Here is a 22,145-nt window from a genome sequence, read left to right as displayed (position 1 = left end):
CCGTCGGCGCATGACCGGCGACATCCTTCCGGATATTCTGGAACCCGGCCTGCGTGTCGTCTTCTGCGGTACGCAGGCCGGCGCCGTCTCGGCCAGGCGCGGCGCCTATTATGCCGGGCCAGGCAACAAGTTCTGGCCGGTGCTTCATGAGATCGGGCTCGTCCCGATGAGGCTCCAGCCGGAGGAATTCGCGACCCTGCCACGCTACGGCATCGGCCTGACCGATGTCGCCAAGCGCAGCTCGGGTCCGGATTCCGCGCTGCGCGGCGGCCATTTCGACGTGGCCGGCTTCACGGCGCGGATCGCTGCGAACCGGCCCCGCATCCTCGCTTTCAACGGCAAGCGCGCGGCCCAAGTCGCCCTCGGGATCAGGGAGGGCGGGCTCGCCTACGGGCCGCAGACGCACAGACTGGCCGATGCCGAAACCTACATCCTCCCTTCGACCTCCGGCGCCGCCGCCGGCTTCTGGTCGATCGAACCCTGGAAGCAACTGGCCATGGCCGTGACCGGAACCCAATCGCGATGAGACCTTTGCAACCCGTCTCGGCCCCGGCCCGCATCGGCTACGGCCTGGCCTTCTTCGCGCTTTTCGTCGCGCTCTGGTCGGTCGCGACCTTCGGCGGCTATGTCCAGCGCCTGTTCCTCGCCGATCCGCTGACCATGGTCGGCGAGGGCTACAACCTGATGGTCCGCTACGGCTTCGGCTTCGACATCATGATGACGATCTGGCGCGTCCTCGGCGGCTTCATCCTCGCCGTCATCGTCGCCTTGCCGATCGGCATTCTGATGGGCGCCTACAAGCCGATCGAGGCTTTCCTCGAACCTTTCGTCTCCTTCGCGCGCTATCTGCCGGCCTCGGCCTTCATCCCGCTCCTGATCCTCTGGGCCGGCATCGGGGAGACGCAGAAGCTATTGGTCATCTTCATCGGCTCGGTCTTCCAGCTCATCCTGATGATCGCGGTTTCGGTCGGTTCGATCCGGCGCGATCTCGTCGATGCCGCCTATACGCTGGGCGCGACCGACCGCTCGGTGGTGCGCCGCGTCATGCTGCCCAATGCCGCGCCGGAGATCGCCGAGATCTTCCGGCTCGTGCTGGGCTGGGCCTGGACCTATGTCATCGTCGCCGAGCTGATCGGTTCCTCTTCCGGCATCGGCCACATGATCACCGACAGCCAGGCCTTGCTGAATACCGGGCAGATCATCTTCGGCATCATCGTGATCGGCCTGATCGGCCTCATCTCGGATTTCCTCTTCAAGGCGATCAACCAGCGCCTGTTCCCGTGGGCGCGCGCATGAGCAAGCTTGTCATCGAGAATCTCGGCAAGGTCTTCGCCGGCCAGCGTGGGGCCGAGCCGACCCGCGCCCTGATGCCGACCTCGCTCAGCGTCGCCGACAACGACTTCATCACCATCCTCGGCCCCTCCGGCTGCGGCAAGTCGACCTTGCTGCGCATCATCGGCGGGCTGGAGACGGCGAGCGAGGGCCGCGTCCTGCTCGACGGCTCAGCCGTTTCCGGGCCGGGTGCCGATCGCGGCTTCGTCTTCCAGAGCTATACGCTCTTTCCCTGGCTGAGCGTGCAGCAGAACATCGCCTTCGGCCTCCGGGAAAAAGGCATGCCGGAAGCCGAGCGCCTGAAGATCGCCCGTGACTGGGCGGTGCGCGTCGGGCTCGGCCAGTTCGTCGACCATTTCCCGAAACAGCTCTCCGGCGGCATGCAGCAGCGAACGGCGATTGCCCGCGCGCTTGCCAACGACCCGAAGATCCTGCTGCTCGACGAGCCCTTCGGCGCGCTCGACAACCAGACCCGCGCCCTGATGCAGGAAATGCTGCTCGGCATCTGGGAGCGCGAGCAGAAGACCGTGCTCTTCGTCACCCATGATATCGAGGAGGCGATCTTCGTCGGCTCCCGCGTCGTGGTGATGAGTGCGCGCCCGGGGCGGATCAAGGCCGATATCGCGGTCGATCTGCCGCATCCGCGGCCCTACACCATCAAGACGACCCCGGAATTCGTCGCCCTGAAGGAGCGGCTGGTCGAGGAGATCCGCGCAGAGGTCATCGCGGCGGATCATTAGCCGGCAGGTCGGCTATGCTTCCCTAGCGGAACCGAACGGTCTCACCTGCGTTGTCATGTCGCAGGCGTGGGACTGCCTTGCACCAAAGGGCGGTTACGGCGGTGCTCCGAATTGCCATCTTCAGCGAAAGGGGCGCTGCCGAAGGTGGGGCCAATGCACTCGCTGATTGCCAGAATGTTGTCTCGGCTCGCGATCGAGCCACGTATCGATGTCGTTTTCCCCGATGGCACGTTGCAGTCGATCGGGCAGGGCACTGCGCCGCGATTGCGCATGCGCATCGTCGATTCCCCGACGGAACTGAAACTCGCGCTCAATCCCGAGCTCGCCTTGGGCGAAGCCGTGATGGATGGGCGTGTCGTGGTCGAGCAGGGCTCGCTCTACGACCTGCTCGATGCGCTGGTCGCTGCCGTGCATCGCGCACGCCCCAAGGGCTGGGGCAAGGTCCTGGAGGGTCTGCGCACGGCGGTGCGGCGCTTCCATCAGCACAACACGCCGGCGCTCGCCCGGCGCAATGTGGCGCATCACTACGACCTCAAAAGCGACTTCTTCCGGCTCTTCCTCGATCCGGACATGCAGTATTCCTGCGCCTATTTCGCTGAGCCCGGCATGACGCTGGCGCAGGCGCAGTTGGCCAAGAAGCGTCACATCATGGGCAAGCTCGATCTCAAGCCCGGCCAGCGTGTGCTCGATATCGGCTGCGGCTGGGGCGGCATGGCGTTGTCCATTGCCGGAGGGACGGGTGCCTCGGTGACGGGCATCACGCTCTCCGAGGAGCAACTCGCCATCGCGCAGCAGCGCGGCGCCGAATCCGGCCTGCCGGTCGAGTTCCGGCTGCAGGACTATCGCCATCTCGCCGAGCCGTTCGACCGCATCGTCTCGGTCGGCATGTTCGAGCATGTCGGCGTCGGCTATTACCGCGACTATTTCCGCAAGATCCGCGAATTGCTGAGTGATGACGGCGTGGCACTCGTCCACACCATCGGCCGCTCGACGCCGCCCGGCGCGACCAATCCCTTCATCGCCAAGTACATCTTCCCCGGCGGCTATATCCCCGCCATGTCGGAGGTGGCGGCAGCGGTCGAGCAGGAGGGGCTGATCATCACCGATGTCGAGGTGCTGCGCCTGCACTATGCCGAGACGCTGAAGGTCTGGCGCGAGAACTTCCTCGCCCGGCGCGACGAGGCGGTGGCGATGTACGACGAGCGCTTCGCCCGGATGTGGGAGTTCTATCTCGCCGCCTGCGAGGCGAGCTTCCGGCATGATGATCTCGTGGTGTTCCAGTTCCAGCTCGCCAAGAAGCTCGACGGCCTGCCGATCACGCGCGGCTATATCGAAGAGCGCGAGGGCGAGCTTGCGGGGAAGTCGACGCCGATGAAGGTTACCGAGCCGGCCTAGGCTGGCTCCGGCCCGACATAGCGGGCGCGAGGCCGGATCAGGCGTCCGGTCTCGCCCTGCTCCAGCGCATGCGCGATCCAGCCGGCGCAGCGCGCGGCGGCAAAAATCTGGAACGAGATATCCGGCGCCAACCCGAGTTCGCTTACGATCGCCGTCAGCACGAAATCGATATTCGGCTCCTCGCCGGTCAACGCGGTGACGGCCCGGCGCGTCGCCGCATAGGCTGGCGGCAGCGTGAATGCAGTGAGCAGCGCGCGAGCCCGCGGATCGCCATCCGGATAGAGCGGATGGCCGAAGCCGGGCAGGGGCATGCCCGTCGCAAGCCGCGCCGGGACCGCCACCTCGACGCCCTCGCTTGCGATCTCGCGCATCAGCCCGAGCACACGCGGCGTCATCCCGCCATGCAGCGGCCCCGACAATGTCGCGAGCCCGGCCAGGATGCAGGCGGCGAGCGAGGCGCGCGTCGAGGCTGCCACCCGGACCGCGAAGGTCGAGGCGTTGAGCTCATGATCGGCCAACAGCACCAGCGCGCGGCGGATCAGGTCGGCTCCATCAGCGTCGCAGCCCCAGGCCTGCGCCAGCCGGTGGTGGATCGGCCCCTGGCCCGGCCGCCCGGCGATGGCATCGACGAGCGAGTCGATGACGGAGGCCGCTTCCAGATAGAGCGCCTTCTTGGTGCGGCCGGCCATGGCGGGATCGCTGGCGGCGCGCGCGGCGATCACCGCGAACATCCGCTGCCGGGCCGGCGCCTCCGGCACGATCGTGAACAACGGCGGGAAGCGCTGCGAGCCGCAATCCCAGAGCAGCCTTGCGACATCCTCCAGCTTCGCCGTCTCGGAAAGCTTTTCGGCATCCTGTCCGCGATACCAGAGCTTGCCGCGCTGGATCGTGGCGATGCCCGAGGCCAGGATCGGCTCGCCGAAGGCGATCGCATCCTCGGCGATGGCGGCGGGCTTGCGCCCCCGTGCCTTGCGATGCTCCAGCCGCGCCACGTCCTCGGCCCGGTAGAGTCGCCGCCGCGAGTCGTCCGCGTCGCCGCGCGCCTCGATCAGCCCGCGGCTGACATAGGCGTAGAGCGTCTGCGGCTTCAGCCCGAGCCGCTGCATCACCTGTTGCGCCGTCAGCCAGTCGGTCATGGGAAAATACATTGATTATATTGTTCAAGATTGATTCTACTGATGAAGCTATCAATCTTCAAGGCCTCAGATGTTGAGGAGAACAGCCATGTCCGATGGCCTTGAAGATGTCGTTGCCGCCCATACCGTGCTCTCCGAAGTCGATGGAGCGGCCGGGCGGCTGGTGATGCGCGGCCACAGCCTCGATGAGCTCGCGGGCCATACCTCCTTCGAGGAGATGGCCGCATTGATGCTCGACGGCTTCGTGCCGGACCTGCCGGCCATGAAGGATTTGCCGGCGGCGCTCGGCGCGGCGCGACAGGAGTTGTTCGAGACGGTGGTCAGGAAGGCCGTTATCCCCGTGACGCTCGGGCCGGTCGAGATGATCCGCGCGATGACGGCGTTGATCCCGGATGGCGAGGATGCCGGCACGGTGCTGCGGCTTCTGGCGGCGCCGGCCGTCTTCACCGCCGCCTCGCTGCGCCTGCGTCAGGGCCTCGCGCCGGTCGCGCCCGATGCATCCCTGTCGCAGGCGGCCGACACGCTGCGCATGCTGACCGGCAAGGCGCCGACGAAGCAGCAGGCCGCCGCGCTCGACACCTATCTTGTCACGGTGGCCGATCACGGCCTTAACGCCTCGACCTTTGCGTCGCGCGTCGTCGCTTCGACCCGCGCCGGATTGGTTTCGGCCGTGCTCGCCGGTATCGGTGCGTTGAAAGGACCGCTCCACGGCGGCGCACCCGGCCCGGTCATCGAGATGCTCGATGCGATCGGTGCGCCCACCAATGCCCGCGCCTGGCTGGAGACCGCGCTCGATCGTGGCGACCGACTGATGGGCTTCGGCCACCGCATCTATCGCGTGCGCGATCCGCGCGCCGATGCGCTGAAGGGCGCGATCCGCCGGCTCGGCGCCGATAGCGGGCGCCTCGCCTTGGCCGAGGCGGTCGAGCAGGCGGCGCTCGCCATCCTGCGCGAGCGCAAGCCCAACCGCACGCTGGAGACCAATGTCGAGTTCTACACGGCGCTGCTGCTGGAGGCGCTCGGCTTCACGCCGGATTCCTTCACCTGCGTCTTTGCGCTGGGGCGGACGACGGGCTGGCTCGCCCATGCCAAGGAGCAGATCGCCGGCGGCCGCCTGATCCGCCCGCAATCGGTCTATGTCGGCCCGCAGCCGCGTCAGGCGGCTTGAGGTGGCACAACAGGCGTCATGCTCGGGCTTGACCCGAGCATCTCGGAAACCAGTGCCTTCTAGTCATGAGGTTCTCGGGTCGGAGCTGCGCTCCGCCCGAGAATGACGGCAGCTCAGACCGGTTGCAGCCGGATCGCGAACAGCTCGCCGCCATCCCCGGTGGCGAGTTTTGCTGTGATGGGGGCTTCGAGCACGGCGCTGTCCCCGGCGGCGAGCGTCGTGCCGTTCGCCTGCCAATCGCCCCGGCGCGCGACTAGAACCAGCAATCCACGCTCGGCTGCGATCTCATGCGATCCGCCGGTCAGCCGCTCGACGCTGTGGCTCCAAGCCCCGCGCCGGCTCATCACGTTGAGGTCGTCGATCGCCCCGTCGACCAGCACGCCTGCCACCGCCCGGTCGGCGGCGAAGAAGAACGGTGCGGTCGCGCGGTCGAGCGCGACCGTCTCGCCGTCGCCGAAAGCGAGGCGGATGCCGTTTCCGGTCAGCACCGACAGCGTCCGGTCGATGCCAGGGAAGGACGAGAACGGCCCGTTTGTGCCTACATGGGCCATCGAGATGCGCCAGTCGAAATCGCCGAGCGAGGCGCCTTCCGGCGCCACCGCGATTTCGGTCGTGGTGCCGCCGCCGTTCTTCCACGGCATGACCTTGCAATCAGCGGCGCGGATGATGCGCATGGAAGGCTCCTTCGAGTTCATAACCAGTCATTCCGGGTTCACCCTTCGGGCGTTCCCGGAATGACAGTAGAACGGCTCAGCCCAGGATACCCGGCAGGTTAAGTCCCTTCTCGCGGGCGCAGTCCAGCGCGATGTCGTAGCCGGCATCGGCATGGCGCATCACGCCGGTGGCCGGGTCGTTCCAGAGCACGCGCGACAGGCGGGCGGCCGCGTCATCCGTGCCATCGGCGCAGATCACGACGCCCGAATGCTGCGAGAAGCCCATGCCGACGCCGCCGCCATGATGCAGCGAGACCCAGGTCGCGCCCGACGCCGTGTTGAGCAGGGCATTGAGCAGCGGCCAGTCGGAGACTGCGTCCGAGCCGTCCTTCATCGCTTCCGTCTCGCGGTTCGGCGAGGCGACCGAGCCGGAATCGAGATGGTCGCGGCCGATCACGACCGGCGCCTTGAGCTCGCCGTTCCGGACCATCTCGTTGAAGGCGAGGCCGAGGCGGTGGCGGTCGCCGAGGCCGACCCAGCAGATGCGCGCCGGCACGCCCTGGAACGCGATGCGCTCGCGCGCCATGTCGAGCCAGTTATGCAGATGCGTGTTGCCGGGCGTGAGTTCCTTTACTTTGGCGTCGGTCTTGTAGATATCCTCCGGATCGCCCGAGAGGGCGGCCCAGCGGAACGGGCCGATGCCGCGGCAGAACAGCGGGCGGATATAGGCCGGCACGAAGCCCGGGAAGGCGAAGGCGTTCTCCAGCCCCTCGTCCTTGGCGACCTGGCGGATGTTGTTGCCGTAGTCGAAGGTCGGGATGCCCATGTCCTGGAAGGCGATCATCGCCTCGACATGCTCGCGCATCGAGGCGCGGGCCGCGGTCTCGACCGACTTCGGGTTGGCTTCGCGCGCCTGCTTCCACTGGCCCATGGTCCAGCCCTTCGGCAGGTAGCCGTTGATCGGGTCATGCGCCGAGGTCTGGTCGGTGACCATGTCGGGGCGGATACCGCGGCGGACCATCTCGGGCAGGATCTCGGCGCAGTTGCCGAGCAGGCCGACCGACTTCGCCTCGCCGTTCTTCGTCCAGCGGGCGATCATCTCCAGCGCCTCGTCGAGCGTCTCCGCCTTCTCGTCGAGATAGCGGGTGCGCAGGCGGAAATCGATCGAGTCGGGATTGCACTCGACGGCAAGGCAGGAAGCGCCGGCCATCACCGCGGCCAGCGGCTGGGCGCCGCCCATGCCGCCGAGGCCGCCGGTCAGGACCCATTTGCCCTTGAGGTTGCCGCCATAATGCTGGCGTCCGGCCTCGACGAAGGTCTCGTAGGTGCCCTGCACGATGCCTTGCGTGCCGATATAGATCCAGGAACCGGCCGTCATCTGGCCGTACATCGCGAGCCCCTTCTTATCGAGCTCGTTGAAATGGTCCCAGTTCGCCCAGTGCGGCACGAGGTTGGAGTTCGCGATCAGAACGCGCGGCGCATCCTTGTGCGTGCGGAACACGCCGACCGGCTTGCCGGACTGGACGAGCAGGGTCTCGTCGGCCTCGAGCTGGCGCAGCGCCGCGACGATGCGGTCGAAATCCTCCCAGGAGCGGGCGGCGCGGCCGATGCCGCCATAGACCACGAGTTCCTGCGGGTTCTCGGCGACGTCCGGATGCAGGTTGTTCATCAGCATGCGCAGCGGCGCCTCGGTCAGCCAGCTCTTGGCGCTGAGCTCGGTGCCGGTGGCGGGGCGGATGACGCGGGTGTTGTCCAGGCGGGTCATGAGCTGCTCCGTTCGAGGGTCCTGGCCGCGTCGAGGGCGGCGGCGATGATGGCGGACAAGGCGGTTTGCAAGGCAGCGGCCTTCGTCGCGTCGAAGGTCCAGGGCGCGGTCTCCTCGGAGAGATAGGCCGAGAGCGCGATCTCCATCTGGAGCGCGTGCACGCTCTCGGAGGGGCGCCCGTAATGGCGCGTGATCCAGCCGCCCTTGAAGCGGCCATTGGCGATCTGGGTGACCGGCTGGCCGGCCATCGCGGTGACGGCGGCGGCCTCGACGCTCGCAGCGCAGCTCTGGCCGGAATTGGTGCCGAGATTGAGCGTCGGCAGCGTGCCCTCGAACAGGCGCGGGATCACCGACTTGATCGAGTGGCAATCCCACAGCACGCAATAGCCGTGCTCGGCCTTCACCCGTTCGATCTCGGCAGCGAGCGCCGTGTGATAGGGCTGGAAATAGGCCGCCTTGCGCCGCTCGATTTCGTTCGCGTCCGGCGCGGTTTGCCAGATCGGCGCGCCGTCGAAGGTCGTGGTCGGCACGAGTTCCGTCGTCGCCTGGCCCGGATAGAGCGAGACGCCGGCCGGATCGCGGTTGAGGTCGATCACGAAGCGCGAGAGCTGCGCTTCGACGATGCTCGGCGCGAACGGCGAGGCGAAGCTGTAGAGCTGGCGCATATGCCAGTCGGTATCCTCGACCAGCTTTCCACGCTCGTTGAGCTGCGCCGCGACTTCCGTCGGAACGCCGGTGCCAGGATGCGGCATGGAGAGGATCAGCGGGGAGGAACCCCGCGTGACCGTAACGATCTCGGCGCTCATGCGCTGCACTCGGCGAAGCTGTCGAGGCCCGCCGCCTTGCCGACGGCGCCGGAGAGCACGAACTCGGTCGCGGCCGCGAGATCGGGGGCGAGATAGCGGTCCTCGGTCAGCGGAGTGATCTTGCTGCGCAGCAGGGCGAGCACGGGCTCCAGTCGCGCGCTGGTCTTGAGCGGGCGGTGATGCTCGATCGCCTCCGCCGCCGCCATCAGTTCGACGCCGATGATGCTGGCGGCATTCTTCGCCATGTCGATCAGGCGGAAGGCGCCATGCGTCGCCATCGAGACGTGGTCTTCCTGGTTAGCCGAGGTCGGGATGGTGTCGACCGAAGCCGGATAGGCCTTCTGCTTGTTCTCGGAAGCGAGCGCGGCGGCCGTGACCTGCGCGATCATGAAGCCGGAGTTCAGGCCGGCATCGCGGGCGAGGAAGGGCGGCAGGCCGCTCATGACGGGATCGACCAGCAGCGCCATGCGGCGCTCGGAGAGGTTGCCGATCTCGCAGACGGCCATCGCCAGGATGTCGGCGGCGAAGGCGACCGGCTCGGCGTGGAAATTGCCGCCCGAGACGATCTCGCCGGGGCCGAGCACCAGCGGGTTGTCAGTGACGGCATTGGCCTCGATCGAGAGCGTCGCGGCGACATTCGCCAGCAACCCATGAACCGCACCCATCACCTGCGGCTGGCAGCGCAGCGAATAGGGGTCCTGCACCTTGCTGTCGCCATGGCGGTGGCTCTCGCGGATGGCGCTGCCGGCGATCAGGTCGAGCAGGATTTTCGCGACCTTGATCTGGCCGGGCTGGCCGCGCAGCGTCTGGATGCGCGGATCAAACGGGGTGTCGGAACCCTTGAGCGCATCGACCGAGAGCGCGCCGGCGACAAGCGCGGCGTCGAAGACGCGGGCGATGGCGGCAAGGCCGGTCAGCGCCAGCGTGGTCGAGACCTGCGTGCCGTTGATCAGCGCGAGGCCTTCCTTGGCACCCAGCGCGAGGGTGCTGAGGCCGGCGCGCTTCAGCGCCTCGGCCGCCGGCAAGGTCTCGCCTTTCAGGCGGATCTCGCCGAAGCCCATCAGGGCGGCGGTCATATGGGCGAGAGGGGCGAGGTCACCGGACGCACCGACCGAGCCCTTGGCCGGGATCACCGGCAGGGCGTCGGCCTTGAGCGCGTTGGTCAGGGCCTCGATCACGACGGGGCGCACGCCGGAGGCGCCTCGCGCCAGGCTCGCGGCCTTCATCGCCAGCAGCAGGCGGACCACGCCGTCGGGCAGGGCAGGGCCGGTGCCGACCGCATGCGAGACGATCAGGTTGCTCTGGAGCTTGGCGAGATCGGCATCGGCGATGCGCACGCTGGCGAGCTTGCCGAAGCCGGTATTGACGCCATAGGTCACCTTGCCGGCAGCGACGATCTCCTCGACGATCTTCTGACCGGAAGCGATATTCTTGGCGCTCTCGCCGCCAAGAGAAGCGGCGGCGCCGTCGAGGATCGCGCGCCAGTCGGTGAGATGGGCTGCGCCCGGGTTCAGCGAAACCGTGGTCATTGTCCGTTCCAGATGCGGGTGTGAAGGGGATTGAAGCCGATGCGGTAGGCGAGCTCAGCCGGGCGCTCGATCTCCCAGATGGCGAGATCGCAGCGCTTGCCGGATTCGAGCGTGCCGACCTCGTCCTGAAGTCCGAGGGCCTTGGCGGCGTGGCGGGTGAGCCCGGCCAGCGCCTCTTCCGGCGTCATCCGGAAGAGCGTGCAGGCCATGTTGAGCACGAGCAGAGGCGAGGTCAGCGGCGAGGAGCCGGGATTGGCGTCGGTCGCCAGCGCGATCGCCGCACCATGCTTGCGCATCAGCTCTATCGGCGGCTTCTGCGTCTCGCGCAGGAAGTAGAAGGCGCCGGGCAGCACGACCGCGACCGTGCCGGCCTTGGCCATGGCGATGACGCCGTCCTCGTCGAGGTATTCGAGATGGTCGGCGGAGAGCGCCCCCATTTCGGCGGCGAGCTTGGCGCCATGCAGGTTGGAGAGCTGCTCGGCATGGACCTTGATCGCCAGGCCCTTGGCCTTGGCGGCCTCGAACACGGCTTTCGTCTCGTCCGGCGAGAAGGCGATGCCCTCGCAGAAGACGTCGACCGCATCGGCCAGACCCTCAGCCGCGACGGCGTCGAGCAGCGGCCCGGCGACCTTAGCGGTGTAGTCACTGGAGCGGCCCTTGTATTCGGGCGGCACGGCATGCGCCCCGAGGAAGGTGGTGCGCACGGTGACGGGGCGCTCGCGGCCGATGCGGCGGGCGACGCGCAATTGCTTGAGTTCCGCCTGCTGCTCCAGCCCGTAGCCGGACTTGATCTCGACGGTGGTGACACCTTCGGCCATCAGCGCGGAGAGGCGCCGGTCGGCGGAGGCGAAGAGCGTATCCTCGCTCGCCTCGCGCGTCGCCTTGACGGTGGAGAGGATGCCGCCGCCGGCCCGCGCGATCTCCTCATAGGTCGCGCCCTGCAGGCGCAATTCGAATTCATGCGCCCGGTCGCCGCCATAGACGAGATGGGTGTGGCAATCGATCAGGCCCGGCGTGATCCAGCGGCCTTCGCAATCGATGGTCTCGGCGGCTTGGAAGGCAGGAGCCTCGCTGCGCGGGCCGACGAAGACGATGCGCCCGTCGCGGGCGGCGATCACGCCGTCCTCGATCGCGCCATAGGGCGTATCGACCCCTGCCGACATCGTTGCCAGCCGCGCATTCGTCCAGAGCTTGTCGCAGACAATCGTCTCACCAGGCGCTTTCGCCACCGTGCGTCCTCCCGCTACTCTTTGAATTGAAGTCATGCTATCCAATTGCATATGCAATTGGCAAGTGTTAATTGCATATGCAATTGAGCGCCAGCGAGCGACGGAGCGAAACGGTGACCGAGACCCTGCATCTGGCCGAGGCGCTTTTGCCCGAAGGTTTTGCCAGCGATGTGAAGCTGACCGTCGCCAACGGCACGATCACGTCCGTCGAGGCAGGGGTGAAGCCGGCAGGGGGTAAGAGCAGCTTCGCGGGCATCGCGCTGCCGGGCATGCCGAACCTGCACAGCCATGCCTTTCAGCGCGGGATGGCAGGTTTGTCCGAGCGCCGCGGCGCGCCGGAGGATTCCTTCTGGACCTGGCGCGAGGTGATGTATCGCTTCCTCGATCGGCTCGATCCCGATGATGTGCAGGCCATCGCCGCGCAGGCCTTCGTCGAGATGCTGGAGGGCGGCTTCACCGCGCTCGCCGAGTTCCACTATCTCCACCACGACAAGGACGGCCGCGCCTACGCGAACATCGCGACGATGGGGCAGGCGATCGCCTCCGCCGCGCAGGAGACCGGGCTCGGCCTCACGCTTCTCCCGGTGCTCTATCGCTTCGGCAATTTCGGCCAGGCGCCTTCGGTCCATGGCCAGCGCCGCTTCGTCAACGAGCGCGACGCCTATCAGCGCCTGCTGGAGGGCAGCGCCATCGCGATCCGCGATCTGCCGGATGCGCGCCTCGGCGTCGCCCCGCATTCTTTGCGCGCGGTCGCGCTCGACGATCTCGGCTGGGTCTCGTCGCTGCGCCCGAACGACCCCGTCCATATCCATGTCGCCGAGCAGGTGCCGGAGGTCGAGGCCAGCCTGAAGATCACCGGCAAGCGCCCGGTCGAACTACTGATGGACACGATCCCGCTCGACAGGCGCTGGTGCCTGATCCACGCCACACACCTGACCGATACGGAGCGCGACGGCATTGCCCGCAGCGGTGCGGTCGCCGGTCTCTGCCCGATCACCGAATCCAGCCTCGGCGACGGCATCTTCGACGGCATCCGCTACGCGCAGGCGGGCGGCGCCTATGGCGTCGGCAGCGATTCCAACATCCAGATCGATGCCGGCTCGGAACTGCGCCAGCTCGAATATTCGCAGCGCCTGCGCGATCGCCGCCGCGCGCTCTTCGCGGAGGAGACGGCTTCGACCGGCCTCGCGCTCTGGCAGGCTGCCTGCGCCGGCGGTGCGCGCGCCTGCGGCCGTGCCATCGGCGCCATCGCGCCGGGCCACCGCGCCGATTTCATCACGCTCGACACCGATCACCCGGCCCTCGTCGGCAGGTCGGGCGCCGAGGCTGTCGATAGCGCGATCTTCGCCGCCAATGCCATGCCTTTGCGCGATGTCGTCGTCGGTGGCAGGACGGTGGTGGCCGAGGGGCGGCATGTCGCCCGCGATTCGGTGCGCACGCGCTTTGCCGGCGTGATGCGGCGCCTGCTCGCAGTGGAGTAATCAGGGACGACGATGACGGAGACCCGGCTCGACGCGGTGAAACTGGACGGCGCGGGGCCGGTCTATGACCAGATTCGGCGGGCGATCCGCGATCTCGTCGTCAGCGGAGAATGGCAGCCGGGCACGAGCGTGCCGCCCGAGCATGCCCTGATGGAGCAGCTCGGTGCCTCGCGCATGACGGTGCATCGCGCGCTTGTGCAGCTCGCCCGTGAAGGTCTGATCATTCGCCGCCGCCGCTCCGGCACCGTGGTCGCGACGCCCCCGGCAAGCCACGCCATGCTCGACATCCTCTCGATCCCGGAGGAGGTGCGCCAGCTCGGTCAGGCTTATGCCTATGAGGTGCTGGCCCGCACCGATGGCCGGCCTTCGCCGGAGGTCGCCGAGCTGTTCGGCCTGAAGCGCTCCGACAAGGTGGCACACCTGCTTGTCGTGCATCGCGCTGACGGCAAGCCGCATGTGCTGGAGGAGCGCGTCATCCATGTTGCCGGCGTGACCGGGCTGTCGGACGAGGATTTCGCCGGGACCCCGCCGGGCGACTGGCTCTTGCAGCACAGCCTGTGGTCGCAGGCCGAGCATGCGATCAGCGCGATCGGGGCTGGCGAAGAGCAGGCCGCCTTGCTCGACATTGCGGTCGGCGAGCCCTGCCTCTTGGTCGAGCGGCGGACCTGGAACCAGTTGCAGCCGGTGACGGCGGTGCGTCTGCTCTATCCCGGCTTCCGCCACCGCTTTGTCGGGCGCTTTGGGCCGTACGGCGCCGCCTGAGGGCAGGGAGGGCACGTCACCCCCGCAAAAGATAAAGGCCCGCCGGTCGGGCGGGCCTTCGTTGGGATGGGATGCTGTCTCAGCAATCGTAGACGTAGCGGCGGCCCCATTCGTCCCGCCCGTAGCAGCTTTGACGCGTCGCCGCGCCACCGATGATCGCGCCACTCGCGCCGCCGATCGCTGCACCGGCCAATGCGCCGCCGGCGCGTCCCGTGGCCGCGCCGCCGATGATGGCGCCGGCGCCCGCGCCGATCAGCGCGCCCGTGCCGGCATTCTGCTCGCGGGGCGTACAGGCGCCCAGCGCGGCGCCGATGGCTGCGACAAGCAGCAGCTTCTTGATGATCATGATCTCTCCTCCTCCGTGAGATGACGGGTCGCTCGAAGCACCCAACAGTGTCGGGCGACGAAGGTTCCGCCTGGCGGCAAACCGCTATCGCCTTCTTCCATCGGTCTTCAGTCTTGGAGAGGGATTTCGTGTCCGCACGAAGGCCGCGAATTTTCCCGGTCGCGCCGGAACCTATCGTCCCAGCGTCGGTTGGTGAGGCAAGTCCCGCCGGAGGGCGCTTTCTCCGGCATCCCATCGCGAAACAAGGGGGAAGACCATGACCGATGTTCCCATGACCGCCACTGCGACCGCCAATCCGCTCATTGCGGGTGCCCGCGTTGCCGGCACGGATGTCTACAACGCGGCCGGCGACCATCTCGGCGAAATCTACGACGTGATGCTCGACAAGCTGACCGGGAAGGTCGCCTACGCCATCATGTCCTTCGGCGGTTTCCTCGGGCTGGGCGAGAAATACCATCCGATCCCGTGGAGCGTTCTCGACTACGACACGCAGCGCGGCGGCTATGTCGTGCCGCTGACCAAGGAACAGCTCGAGGCGGCGCCGATGTATGACAGCGAAGGCGAGCCGGACTGGGACGACAAGGCTTACGGCAAGCGTGTCCACGACTACTACGGCACGATGCCTTACTGGATGATGTGACCGCAGGGCGATTTCGCCTGAAGGTGACCCGCCAAGTTATAGTTTGAATCGGTCGCGTTTCAAGGAATGCGGAGCCGATCAGGGCGCAGGTCGCGGCGGTTGCTATCCCCCCAGCCGAACCGTCGTGGCGGCGGGATGCGGGCCGAAAGGCCCGCATCTTCTTGTTTGGAGTGCTTTGCCGAAACCTGCCAAATTCGTGGCGGATCGGCGTTTTTTGGAGAGTTTTGGGAACAGTCGGGCCCCTTCGCGCGTCTAGCCGACGGGGGATTACGACGCCCGAAGATCCGCAGCAGCCCAAGCGCGAAGCGGTCCCGGCCCTCACATCAGGAGAAGGCGAGATGCGCATCCGTTACGGCTATCGGATCGAGCTGATCTGTGCCCATGACATGCCCTTGATCACCTTGCTGGACGTGCATCCGTCGCGCCGGCACGATCTGACGACGCCTGACGAGATGAGGCTGACCTCGCTCGCTGATCCCTCCCGGCCGATTGCGATGACGCAGGATCTCGATGCCTTCGGCAATATCCGTCGGCGCATGATCGCGCCGCCCGGCGGCATCCGTCTGGAATCGGAGGGGATCGTCCACGATTCCGGCGAACCCGATATCGTGAATCCGGTCGCCCGCGAGGTTTCTCCGTCGCGTCTCCCGGACTCGGCTCTCGTCTATCTCCTGGGCAGCCGCTATTGCGAGACCGACAAGCTCTACGACCAGGCCTGGAGCCTGTTCGGGCAGGTCCAGGCGGGTTGGCCGCGGGTGCAGGCGATCGTCGACTTCGTCCATAATCACCTGAGCTTCGGCTACCATTTCGCCCGCAACACCCGCACCGCCGCCGAGGCTTTCGAGGAGCGGATCGGCGTCTGCCGCGACTTCGCGCACCTCGCCGTCGCGCTCTGCCGCTGCATGAATATCCCGGCGCGCTACTGCAACGGCTATCTCGGCGATATCGGCGTGGCGCCCAATCCCGCCCCGATGGATTTCAATGCCTGGTTCGAGGTCTTCCTCGGCGGGCGCTGGTACACGTTCGATGCCCGCCATAACGAACCGCGCATCGGCCGCGTCGTCATCGCGCGCGGCCGCGACGCGACCGATGTCGCGATGATCAGCTCCTTCGGAACCCATACCCTGCAGCGCTTCGAGGTCGTCACCGAAGAGATCGAGGAGGTGCCGATGCCGTTGATGCCATCGATGCCGGAACAGTTCGACGCGCGCCCGGCCGCCGCGTAACCGCTCTTGCGCGTGATCGGGCGCCACCCATCTACCCCAGCACCATGCGCTACACCGTCATCGTCAATGCCCGCGCCGGAACGGTTCTTGAAGCCGGCGCGGATGCTTTCGCCACGCGGCTGGAGGCTGCCTTCGCGGCCCATGGTTGCGGCGCTGACGTACACCTCGTGCCCCCGCGCGAGATCGACGATGCGCTCTCCCTCGCGATCGAGGACCGCCACGCGATGCCGGTCCTCGCCGGTGGCGACGGTACGATCAACGGCGCCTTGCCGGTCCTGATCCAGGCCGACCGCCCGGTCGGCATCTTGCCGATGGGCACCGTGAACGTGCTCGGCCGCGATCTCGGGCTCGCCGGCCCGCTGGAGCAGCAGGTCGGGGCGCTCTGCCGGGGCGAGCCGGTGGAGATGGATGTCGGCCGGGTCAATGACCGGCTGTTCCATTCGCTGTCCGGCATGGGCTTCTTCAGCCTGATGGCGCGCGAGCGCGAATATGCGCGCCGGCGCTTTCCTTTCAGCCGCGCGGCGGCCTTCGGCATCGCCGCGACGCGCTCGATCCTGTTCACGCGCCCGGTCATGCTCGACATCACCATCGGCAGCGACCATCGCCTCGTCGAGGCCGATGCGGTGCTCGTCACGGTGAACTGCTTCGAGGGCGCGGACTGGCGTCGTCCACGGCTCGACGATGGCGTCTTCGAGGTGCATGTCCTGAATGCCGGCGGGCTCTATTCACGTGGCAAGGCGGCCTTGTCGGTCGTGTCCGGTCATTGGCGTGATTCGCATAATCTGGCCTCCTTCACCGGCGATGCGGTGACGTTGACGCGGCGCGACAAGGGGCGCGGGCACATCACTTTCGACGGGGAGGTCGAGCGCAAGGCCGGCCCCTTGCGTTACGGTCTCCTGCCGAAGGCGCTCAGCGTAATCGCCGCCCGCCCGGCGAGCGCGTGACGAAGCCCGCGAGTCACGGGCGGCGGAACGTCGCCTGTTCGACCCCGGTGCCCTCCGGTAATCTCCTGTCCCAGACCCTTCGGAGATCGCGCTTCTTGCCCCAGCCACGCATCCTTGTTCCCGCCGTGGCCGGCCTGGTCTTTCTCGGGCTGGCGTTGCTGATTGTTTCCGGGCGCAGCTTCTCCCTCGATACCACGCTGATCATGCTGTTCCGCGATGCCGCCAACCCCGCGGTTCCGCTCGGGCCGGCCTGGTTCCACGAAGCGGTGCGCGACATGACCGCGCTCGGCAGCTTCGTCGGACTGTTCTTCATGGCGTTGACCGCGACGCTGGCGCTCTGGCTCTGCGGCTACCGCCATCTCGCGATCGGGCTCGTCGTGAGCCTCGCTGCCGCTTTCCTGGCCAGCACGGGGCTGAAGATCGCGATCGCCCGCGAACGGCCGGATATCGTCGAGCACGCGGCATTGACCTTCACAGCCAGCTTTCCCAGCGGGCACGCCTTCCTTTCGGCAGTGACGCTGCTCACCATCGCCGGATTCGTCGGCATCGCCTCGCGGAAGGCCGATATCGCCCGCTTCTGCATGGTCATGGCGGTGGTCATGGTTGGCCTGATCGGCCTCAGCCGGATCTATCTCGGCGTGCATTGGCCGTCCGATGTCCTCGGCGGCTGGTCGCTCGGGATCGTCTGGTCGAGCGTTGCGAACGCATGGCTCGGCCGCAAAATGGCCGCTTCCGACCCGGCCTGAGGCCCTGGCGCCGGCTCAGCGCATGTCGATGGTGGCGTTGACGCCGAGATCGGGCGTGCGGCCGAGAATCTTGGCGGTTGCCAGCTTGAAGGCGACGAGCACGCTGCTCGACGGGCCGTCCCAGATCTCGGCGGAGGTCGGCGTGAGCGCCAGCAGCGTCGCGTCGGGATCATCAGGCCCGTTCGGGAACCAGGCGCTCGCCATCGGCGTCCAGACCTCGCGCAGCGTCTCGCGGCTCGGGACCTCGGAGGCCGAGCAGGAAATAGCGGCGTAGAAATTGCGGTCCTCATGGCTGATCGCCACGCTGACGGAGGGCGAGCGCAAGGCCGCGCCGATGATGCCGGTATGCCGGTGCGTGATGAAGAGCAGGCGGTGGTGGTCGCGGTCGAGATGGCCGGACATCGGCCTGGTCCTGATGTCGCCTTCGGCGACGAGCGAGACCATGTAGACCGGGTGGGCAGCTAGCGCAGCCCAGATGCGATCCTGCAGTTCGGTGTCGGCCATGGCAACCTCCTGCCGGTGCGATCCTGTCATGGCCAGCGTCGCTTGGGAACCGGCCTGTGCGCCATGCCAACGCTGCGCGAGAAGCAACGTTCCCGGCGGTGCAGCGGAACATCGCCGCCCGGCCCGCGTTGGGATCGGGCTTGCGGCTTGGCCGCCTCCAACAGGATTTCTCCATGCTCGCTTCGCGTCATCTTCTGGTTGTACTGGTCCTTGTTCTCGTCGCCGCTCTCGCCGTGACCGGCTATTCGCTCTACCAGGAGAAGAAGCAGCCGGACGGCGTGGAAATCTCGGTCGGCAAGAACGGGCTTTCGATCAAGGAAAAATAGCCTGTCGCCCTGGGCATTGGCCTTCCCGCTCCAAAGGCGCTAACACCCAGCCACGAGCCTGTTTCGTGGGAGAGAGAGATGAACGCGCCCTTCAAGAACCTCATTGCCGGCGAATGGGCCGGCGGAGCCAATGCCTCGCGCAACATCAACCCCTCGAACACCAACGACGTCGTCGGCGAGTACACGCAAGGGACGGTCGAGGACCTGAACAACGCGGTCGCCGCCGCCAAGGCCGCCTTCCCGGCATGGAGCCGCTCCACCCCGCAGGAGCGCTACGACATCCTGAAGAAGGCCTCCGACGAGATCCTCGCCCGCAAGGACGAACTCGGCCGCCTGCTCTCGCGTGAGGAGGGCAAGACCCTTGGCGAGGGCATCGGCGAGGCGACCCGCGCCGGCCAGGTCTTCGCCTTTTTCGCCGGTGAGTGCCTGCGCCTCGGCGGCGAGATGGTCCCGTCGGTGCGCCCGGGCGTCGGCGTCGAGATCACCCGCGAGGCGGTCGGCATCGTCGGCATGATCACGCCCTGGAACTTCCCGATCGCGATCCCCGCCTGGAAGATCGCCCCGGCGCTCGCCTGGGGCAATTGCGTCGTCCTGAAGCCCGCCGATCTCGTGCCGGGCTCGGCCTGGGCGCTGGTCGACATTCTGCAGCGCGCCGGTCTGCCCAAGGGCGCTCTCAACCTCGTCATGGGCCGCGGCTCGGTCGTCGGCCAGGCGCTGCTGGAGCACAAGGACGTGCATGCGATCTCCTTCACCGGTTCGGTCCCGACCGGCCGCAAGGTCGCGGCCGCCTGCATCGCCGGCAATCCGATGAAGAAGGTCCAGCTCGAGATGGGTGGCAAGAACCCGCTCGTCGTGCTGGATGACGCCGACCTGAAGGTCGCCGTCGAGGTCGCGGTCAACGGTGCCTTCTTCTCGACCGGCCAGCGCTGCACGGCCTCCTCGCGCCTGATCGTCCAGGCCGGCATCCACGACAAATTCGTCGAGGCCTGCATCGAGCGCCTGAAGACCGTCGTCGTCGACGATGCGCTGAAGGCCGGCACCCATATCGGCCCCGTGGTCGACCAGAGCCAGCTCGACCAGAACCTGAAATACATCCAGATCGCCAAGGACGAGGGCGGCAAGCTGGTCTTCGGCGGCGAGCTCCTGAAGCGCGAGACCCCCGGCTTCTACCTCCAGCCGGCGCTCTTCACCGAGACGACCAACGCCATGCGCATCTCGCGCGAGGAGGTCTTCGGACCGGTCGCCAACATCGTCCGCGTCAAGGATTACGAGGAGGCGCTCAGCCTCGCCAACGACACCGAGTTCGGCCTCTCCTCGGGCATCTGCACGACCTCGCTCAAGCATGCGACGCATTTCAAGCGCAACAGCGAGGCCGGCATGGTGATGGTCAACCTGCCGACGGCGGGCGTCGATTACCATGTGCCGTTCGGCGGCCGGAAGGGCTCCAGCTACGGCCCGCGCGAGCAGGGCGCCTACGCCAAGGAGTTCTACACCACGGTCAAGACGGCCTATACGCTGGCCTGACCGCCGGAACAGGGCGCCTGTCGCGGCGGTTGATCGGGATACCCCTCCCGATCGGAGCCGCGACATGCACCATCTCGACCCGAAGACGCGCAACGCAGCCGACCTCGCGCTCGACTGCTACAAGCACTGCCACGGCATGGCGATGACCCATTGCCTGAAGGTGGCGGCGCTCATGCCGAGCCCGACCATCTGCACCTGATGGCGGCTTGCGCCGAAATCTGCCGGACCACGGCGCATCTGCTGCTGATGGATTCGGTCCACGGCCGTCACATGGCCAGGGAATGCGCCGAGGTCTGCGAGGCCTGTGCCACTGACTGCGCACGGGTCGGCAACATGGATTCCTGCGTCGCCGCCTGCCGTGCCTGTGCGAAGGCATGCGCCGCACTCGCCGCCTGAGCGCGGGCCGGCCCGCAAGGCTCAGAAGCCTTCCAGCACGATTTTGCCCTTGGCGCGGTTGCTCTCGATCAGCGCATGCGCCCCCTTGAGATTGGTGGCGTTGATCGTGCCGAAATGCTCCGCCAACGTCGTGCGGATCTTGCCTTCGTCGACGAGTCGCGAAACTTCCGCCAGGAGCTTGCCCTGCTCGCCCATGTCGGCGGTCTGGAACAGCGAGCGGGTGAACATCAGCTCCCAGTGCAGCGACAGGCTCTTGCGCTTCAATGGATTGGCGTCGAGCGTCTTCGGATCGTCGATCAGGCCGAACCGGCCCTGCGGCGCCATCAGTTCGACGATGCCCTCCAGATGGGTGTCGGTATGGGTCGTCGAGAAGACGAAGGCCGGCGCGCCGATGCCGAGCGCCGCGATCTGAGCGGGCAGGGGCTTGGTATGGTCGATCACATGATGCGCGCCGAGTTCCTGCGCCCAGGCGCGGGTCTCGGGCCGCGAGGCGGTCGCGATCACCGTGACGTCGCTGAGCTGGCGCGCGAGCTGGATCGCGATGGAGCCGACGCCGCCCGCGCCCCCGATGATCAGCACGGCATGTGCCGCGCCCGGGACGGGCTTGCGGATATCGAGCCGGTCGAACAGCATTTCCCAGGCGGTGATGGCGGTGAGCGGCAGGGCAGCGGCTTCGGCGAAGCCGAGGCTCTTCGGCTTCGGCCCGACGATGCGCTCGTCGACGAGATGGAATTCCGCATTCGAGCCCGGCCGGTCGATCGCCCCGGCATAGAACACCGCGTCGCCCGGCTTGAACCCGGTCACCTCCGGCCCCACCGCCCTGACGATGCCGGCAGCATCCCACCCGAGCACATTCGCCTGGCCTTCCGCCGGCTGGCTGCGGATGCGAATCTTGGTGTCGACCGGGTTGATCGATACGGCCTGGACCTCAACCAGGAGATCTCGTCCGGCCGCCTTCGGCACGGGCAGATCGAGATCGATCAGGCTGGTCTCGGCGGCGATGGGTTGCGACTGGCGGTATCCGACGGCGCGCATGGCGTCTCTCCTGCATTGCGATGCAGCCGAGATGCGCATAACCTTCAAGAGGCGCAAGAACGCACAATTTCAGCCTATAGTGTCGAAAAGGATACTGTCATGCCGCCGCGCTTCAAGGAGCCCTATTGCTCGGCCGGCTGCCCCGTTGAGGCGGCGCTCGGCCTGATCGGCGGCAAGTGGAAGGGCATCGCGCTCTATCACCTGATGGGTGGTACCTTGCGCTTCAACGAAATCCGCCGGCGCATTCCCGGCGTCACCCAGCGCATGCTGACGACCCAGTTGCGCGAGCTGGAGGCGGACGGCCTGATCGTGCGCGTGGTCTACCCGGAAGTGCCGCCGCGGGTGGAATACAGCCTGTCAGCCAAGGGCCGGACGCTGGAGCCGGTCATCATGGCGCTGAAGGTTTGGGGCGAGACACATGCCCGCTCGCCGCAGCCTCAAGCCTCCGAGGCCGCTGCCTGA

Annotated in this window: 25 protein-coding genes; 16 read left to right on the top strand and 9 right to left on the bottom strand. The window is 67.2% G+C overall.

Translation table 11 applies throughout. From position 1 onward, the window contains the following. Nucleotides 1–10: 10 nt before the first annotated feature. The 4 genes from BLQ70_RS04705 to BLQ70_RS04690 all read left to right on the top strand — a co-directional run bounded on the left by BLQ70_RS04705 (nt 11) and on the right by BLQ70_RS04690 (nt 3,467). On the top strand, nt 11–526 hold the full coding sequence (locus tag BLQ70_RS04705) for a mismatch-specific DNA-glycosylase (protein ID WP_091855979.1): 516 nt from the start codon (nt 11–13) through the stop codon (nt 524–526). Further along, a complete protein-coding gene (locus BLQ70_RS04700) occupies nt 523–1,296 on the top strand; it encodes an ABC transporter permease (RefSeq protein ID WP_061965069.1) in 774 nt (257 codons plus the stop codon). The genes BLQ70_RS04705 and BLQ70_RS04700 overlap by 4 nt, the downstream gene beginning before the upstream one ends. Next, nucleotides 1,293–2,072 (top strand): ABC transporter ATP-binding protein, encoded by a 780-nt coding sequence (locus BLQ70_RS04695; RefSeq protein ID WP_091856179.1) that lies wholly within the window; start codon nt 1,293–1,295, stop codon nt 2,070–2,072. Before BLQ70_RS04700 ends, BLQ70_RS04695 begins: the two co-directional genes overlap by 4 nt. 174 nt (nt 2,073–2,246) lie before the next feature. Then, on the top strand, nt 2,247–3,467 hold the full coding sequence (locus tag BLQ70_RS04690) for an SAM-dependent methyltransferase (RefSeq protein WP_244511898.1): 1,221 nt from the start codon (nt 2,247–2,249) through the stop codon (nt 3,465–3,467). On the opposite strand, the gene BLQ70_RS04685 is transcribed toward BLQ70_RS04690, so the two are convergent. Next, nucleotides 3,464–4,603: a citrate/2-methylcitrate synthase gene (locus tag BLQ70_RS04685; protein ID WP_091856178.1), complete on the bottom strand. Its 1,140-nt coding sequence runs from the start codon at nt 4,601–4,603 to the stop codon at nt 3,464–3,466. The two genes, BLQ70_RS04690 and BLQ70_RS04685, sit on opposite strands and share 4 nt — an antisense overlap. 88 nt (nt 4,604–4,691) lie before the next feature. Here BLQ70_RS04685 and BLQ70_RS04680 point away from each other — a divergent pair, with 88 nt between their 5' ends. Beyond that, nucleotides 4,692–5,771, top strand: a complete 1,080-nt coding sequence (locus BLQ70_RS04680; RefSeq protein WP_091855977.1) for a citrate synthase/methylcitrate synthase — start codon at nt 4,692–4,694, stop codon at nt 5,769–5,771. A gap of 113 nt (nt 5,772–5,884) precedes the next feature. Here BLQ70_RS04680 and BLQ70_RS04675 read toward each other — a convergent pair whose 3' ends face one another. From BLQ70_RS04675 to hutI, 5 genes are all read right to left on the bottom strand, one after another. Further along, on the bottom strand, nt 5,885–6,445 hold the full coding sequence (locus BLQ70_RS04675) for a HutD/Ves family protein (protein WP_091856177.1): 561 nt from the start codon (nt 6,443–6,445) through the stop codon (nt 5,885–5,887). A 76-nt stretch (nt 6,446–6,521) separates the two neighbouring features. Further along, nucleotides 6,522–8,189 carry a urocanate hydratase gene (hutU, locus tag BLQ70_RS04670; protein WP_091855976.1) on the bottom strand — a complete coding sequence of 556 codons (1,668 nt, stop codon included), beginning with the start codon at nt 8,187–8,189 and terminating at the stop codon, nt 6,522–6,524. Then, nucleotides 8,186–8,995, bottom strand: coding sequence for an N-formylglutamate deformylase (gene hutG / locus BLQ70_RS04665; RefSeq protein WP_091855975.1), 810 nt, complete (start codon nt 8,993–8,995; stop codon nt 8,186–8,188). The genes hutU and hutG overlap by 4 nt, the downstream gene beginning before the upstream one ends. Further along, on the bottom strand, nt 8,992–10,524 hold the full coding sequence (gene hutH, locus BLQ70_RS04660) for a histidine ammonia-lyase (RefSeq protein ID WP_091855974.1): 1,533 nt from the start codon (nt 10,522–10,524) through the stop codon (nt 8,992–8,994). Before hutH ends, hutG begins: the two co-directional genes overlap by 4 nt. Beyond that, nucleotides 10,521–11,687, bottom strand: a complete 1,167-nt coding sequence (gene hutI / locus BLQ70_RS04655; RefSeq protein ID WP_244511920.1) for an imidazolonepropionase — start codon at nt 11,685–11,687, stop codon at nt 10,521–10,523. Before hutI ends, hutH begins: the two co-directional genes overlap by 4 nt. A 179-nt stretch (nt 11,688–11,866) precedes the next feature. Between hutI and BLQ70_RS04650 the strand changes: the two genes are divergently transcribed. Both BLQ70_RS04650 and BLQ70_RS04645 read left to right on the top strand, forming a co-directional pair. Next, nucleotides 11,867–13,234 (top strand): formimidoylglutamate deiminase, encoded by a 1,368-nt coding sequence (locus tag BLQ70_RS04650; protein ID WP_244511897.1) that lies wholly within the window; start codon nt 11,867–11,869, stop codon nt 13,232–13,234. A gap of 12 nt (nt 13,235–13,246) precedes the next feature. Then, nucleotides 13,247–13,996, top strand: a complete 750-nt coding sequence (locus tag BLQ70_RS04645; RefSeq protein ID WP_091855971.1) for a UTRA domain-containing protein — start codon at nt 13,247–13,249, stop codon at nt 13,994–13,996. A 79-nt stretch (nt 13,997–14,075) separates the two neighbouring features. On the opposite strand, the gene BLQ70_RS04640 is transcribed toward BLQ70_RS04645, so the two are convergent. Further along, entirely contained in the window at nt 14,076–14,342 is a 267-nt protein-coding gene (locus tag BLQ70_RS04640; RefSeq protein ID WP_425284551.1) for a glycine zipper domain-containing protein, read from the bottom strand. Between the two features lie 256 nt (nt 14,343–14,598). Here BLQ70_RS04640 and BLQ70_RS04635 point away from each other — a divergent pair, with 256 nt between their 5' ends. From BLQ70_RS04635 to BLQ70_RS04620, 4 genes are all read left to right on the top strand, one after another. Continuing rightward, complete coding sequence (locus BLQ70_RS04635) at nt 14,599–14,982, top strand: PRC-barrel domain-containing protein (RefSeq protein WP_061965051.1); 384 nt, start codon at nt 14,599–14,601, stop codon at nt 14,980–14,982. Between the two features lie 338 nt (nt 14,983–15,320). Next, on the top strand, nt 15,321–16,208 hold the full coding sequence (locus BLQ70_RS04630; RefSeq protein WP_091855970.1) for a transglutaminase-like domain-containing protein: 888 nt from the start codon (nt 15,321–15,323) through the stop codon (nt 16,206–16,208). A 44-nt stretch (nt 16,209–16,252) separates the two neighbouring features. Beyond that, on the top strand, nt 16,253–17,152 hold the full coding sequence (locus BLQ70_RS04625) for a diacylglycerol/lipid kinase family protein (RefSeq protein ID WP_061965048.1): 900 nt from the start codon (nt 16,253–16,255) through the stop codon (nt 17,150–17,152). Nucleotides 17,153–17,247: 95 nt separating this feature from the next. Further along, entirely contained in the window at nt 17,248–17,898 is a 651-nt protein-coding gene (locus BLQ70_RS04620) for a phosphatase PAP2 family protein (RefSeq protein ID WP_113585268.1), read from the top strand. Nucleotides 17,899–17,913: 15 nt separating this feature from the next. On the opposite strand, the gene BLQ70_RS04615 is transcribed toward BLQ70_RS04620, so the two are convergent. Continuing rightward, the gene (locus BLQ70_RS04615) at nt 17,914–18,402 is read right to left on the bottom strand and encodes a pyridoxamine 5'-phosphate oxidase family protein (protein ID WP_170843307.1); all 489 of its coding nucleotides are present in this window, start codon (nt 18,400–18,402) and stop codon (nt 17,914–17,916) included. A gap of 173 nt (nt 18,403–18,575) precedes the next feature. Here BLQ70_RS04615 and BLQ70_RS25550 point away from each other — a divergent pair, with 173 nt between their 5' ends. From BLQ70_RS25550 to BLQ70_RS26295, 4 genes are all read left to right on the top strand, one after another. Then, a complete protein-coding gene (locus tag BLQ70_RS25550; RefSeq protein ID WP_170843306.1) occupies nt 18,576–18,728 on the top strand; it encodes a hypothetical protein in 153 nt (50 codons plus the stop codon). A gap of 78 nt (nt 18,729–18,806) precedes the next feature. Continuing rightward, nucleotides 18,807–20,252, top strand: coding sequence for an aldehyde dehydrogenase family protein (locus BLQ70_RS04605; protein WP_091855966.1), 1,446 nt, complete (start codon nt 18,807–18,809; stop codon nt 20,250–20,252). A 64-nt stretch (nt 20,253–20,316) separates the two neighbouring features. Continuing rightward, nucleotides 20,317–20,451: a hypothetical protein gene (locus BLQ70_RS26225; protein WP_425284550.1), complete on the top strand. Its 135-nt coding sequence runs from the start codon at nt 20,317–20,319 to the stop codon at nt 20,449–20,451. Continuing rightward, a complete protein-coding gene (locus BLQ70_RS26295; protein ID WP_483062266.1) occupies nt 20,451–20,648 on the top strand; it encodes a four-helix bundle copper-binding protein in 198 nt (65 codons plus the stop codon). The genes BLQ70_RS26225 and BLQ70_RS26295 overlap by 1 nt, the downstream gene beginning before the upstream one ends. 21 nt (nt 20,649–20,669) lie before the next feature. On the opposite strand, the gene BLQ70_RS04595 is transcribed toward BLQ70_RS26295, so the two are convergent. Further along, nucleotides 20,670–21,683 carry a zinc-binding alcohol dehydrogenase family protein gene (locus BLQ70_RS04595; protein ID WP_091855965.1) on the bottom strand — a complete coding sequence of 338 codons (1,014 nt, stop codon included), beginning with the start codon at nt 21,681–21,683 and terminating at the stop codon, nt 20,670–20,672. Between the two features lie 99 nt (nt 21,684–21,782). Between BLQ70_RS04595 and BLQ70_RS04590 the strand changes: the two genes are divergently transcribed. After that, the gene (locus tag BLQ70_RS04590; RefSeq protein WP_091855964.1) at nt 21,783–22,145 is read left to right on the top strand and encodes a winged helix-turn-helix transcriptional regulator; all 363 of its coding nucleotides are present in this window, start codon (nt 21,783–21,785) and stop codon (nt 22,143–22,145) included.

The organism is Allobosea robiniae, assembly GCF_900102525.1.
Lineage (GTDB): Bacteria > Pseudomonadota > Alphaproteobacteria > Rhizobiales > Beijerinckiaceae > Allobosea > Allobosea robiniae.
This window is presented reverse-complemented; position numbering and strand designations above follow the sequence as displayed.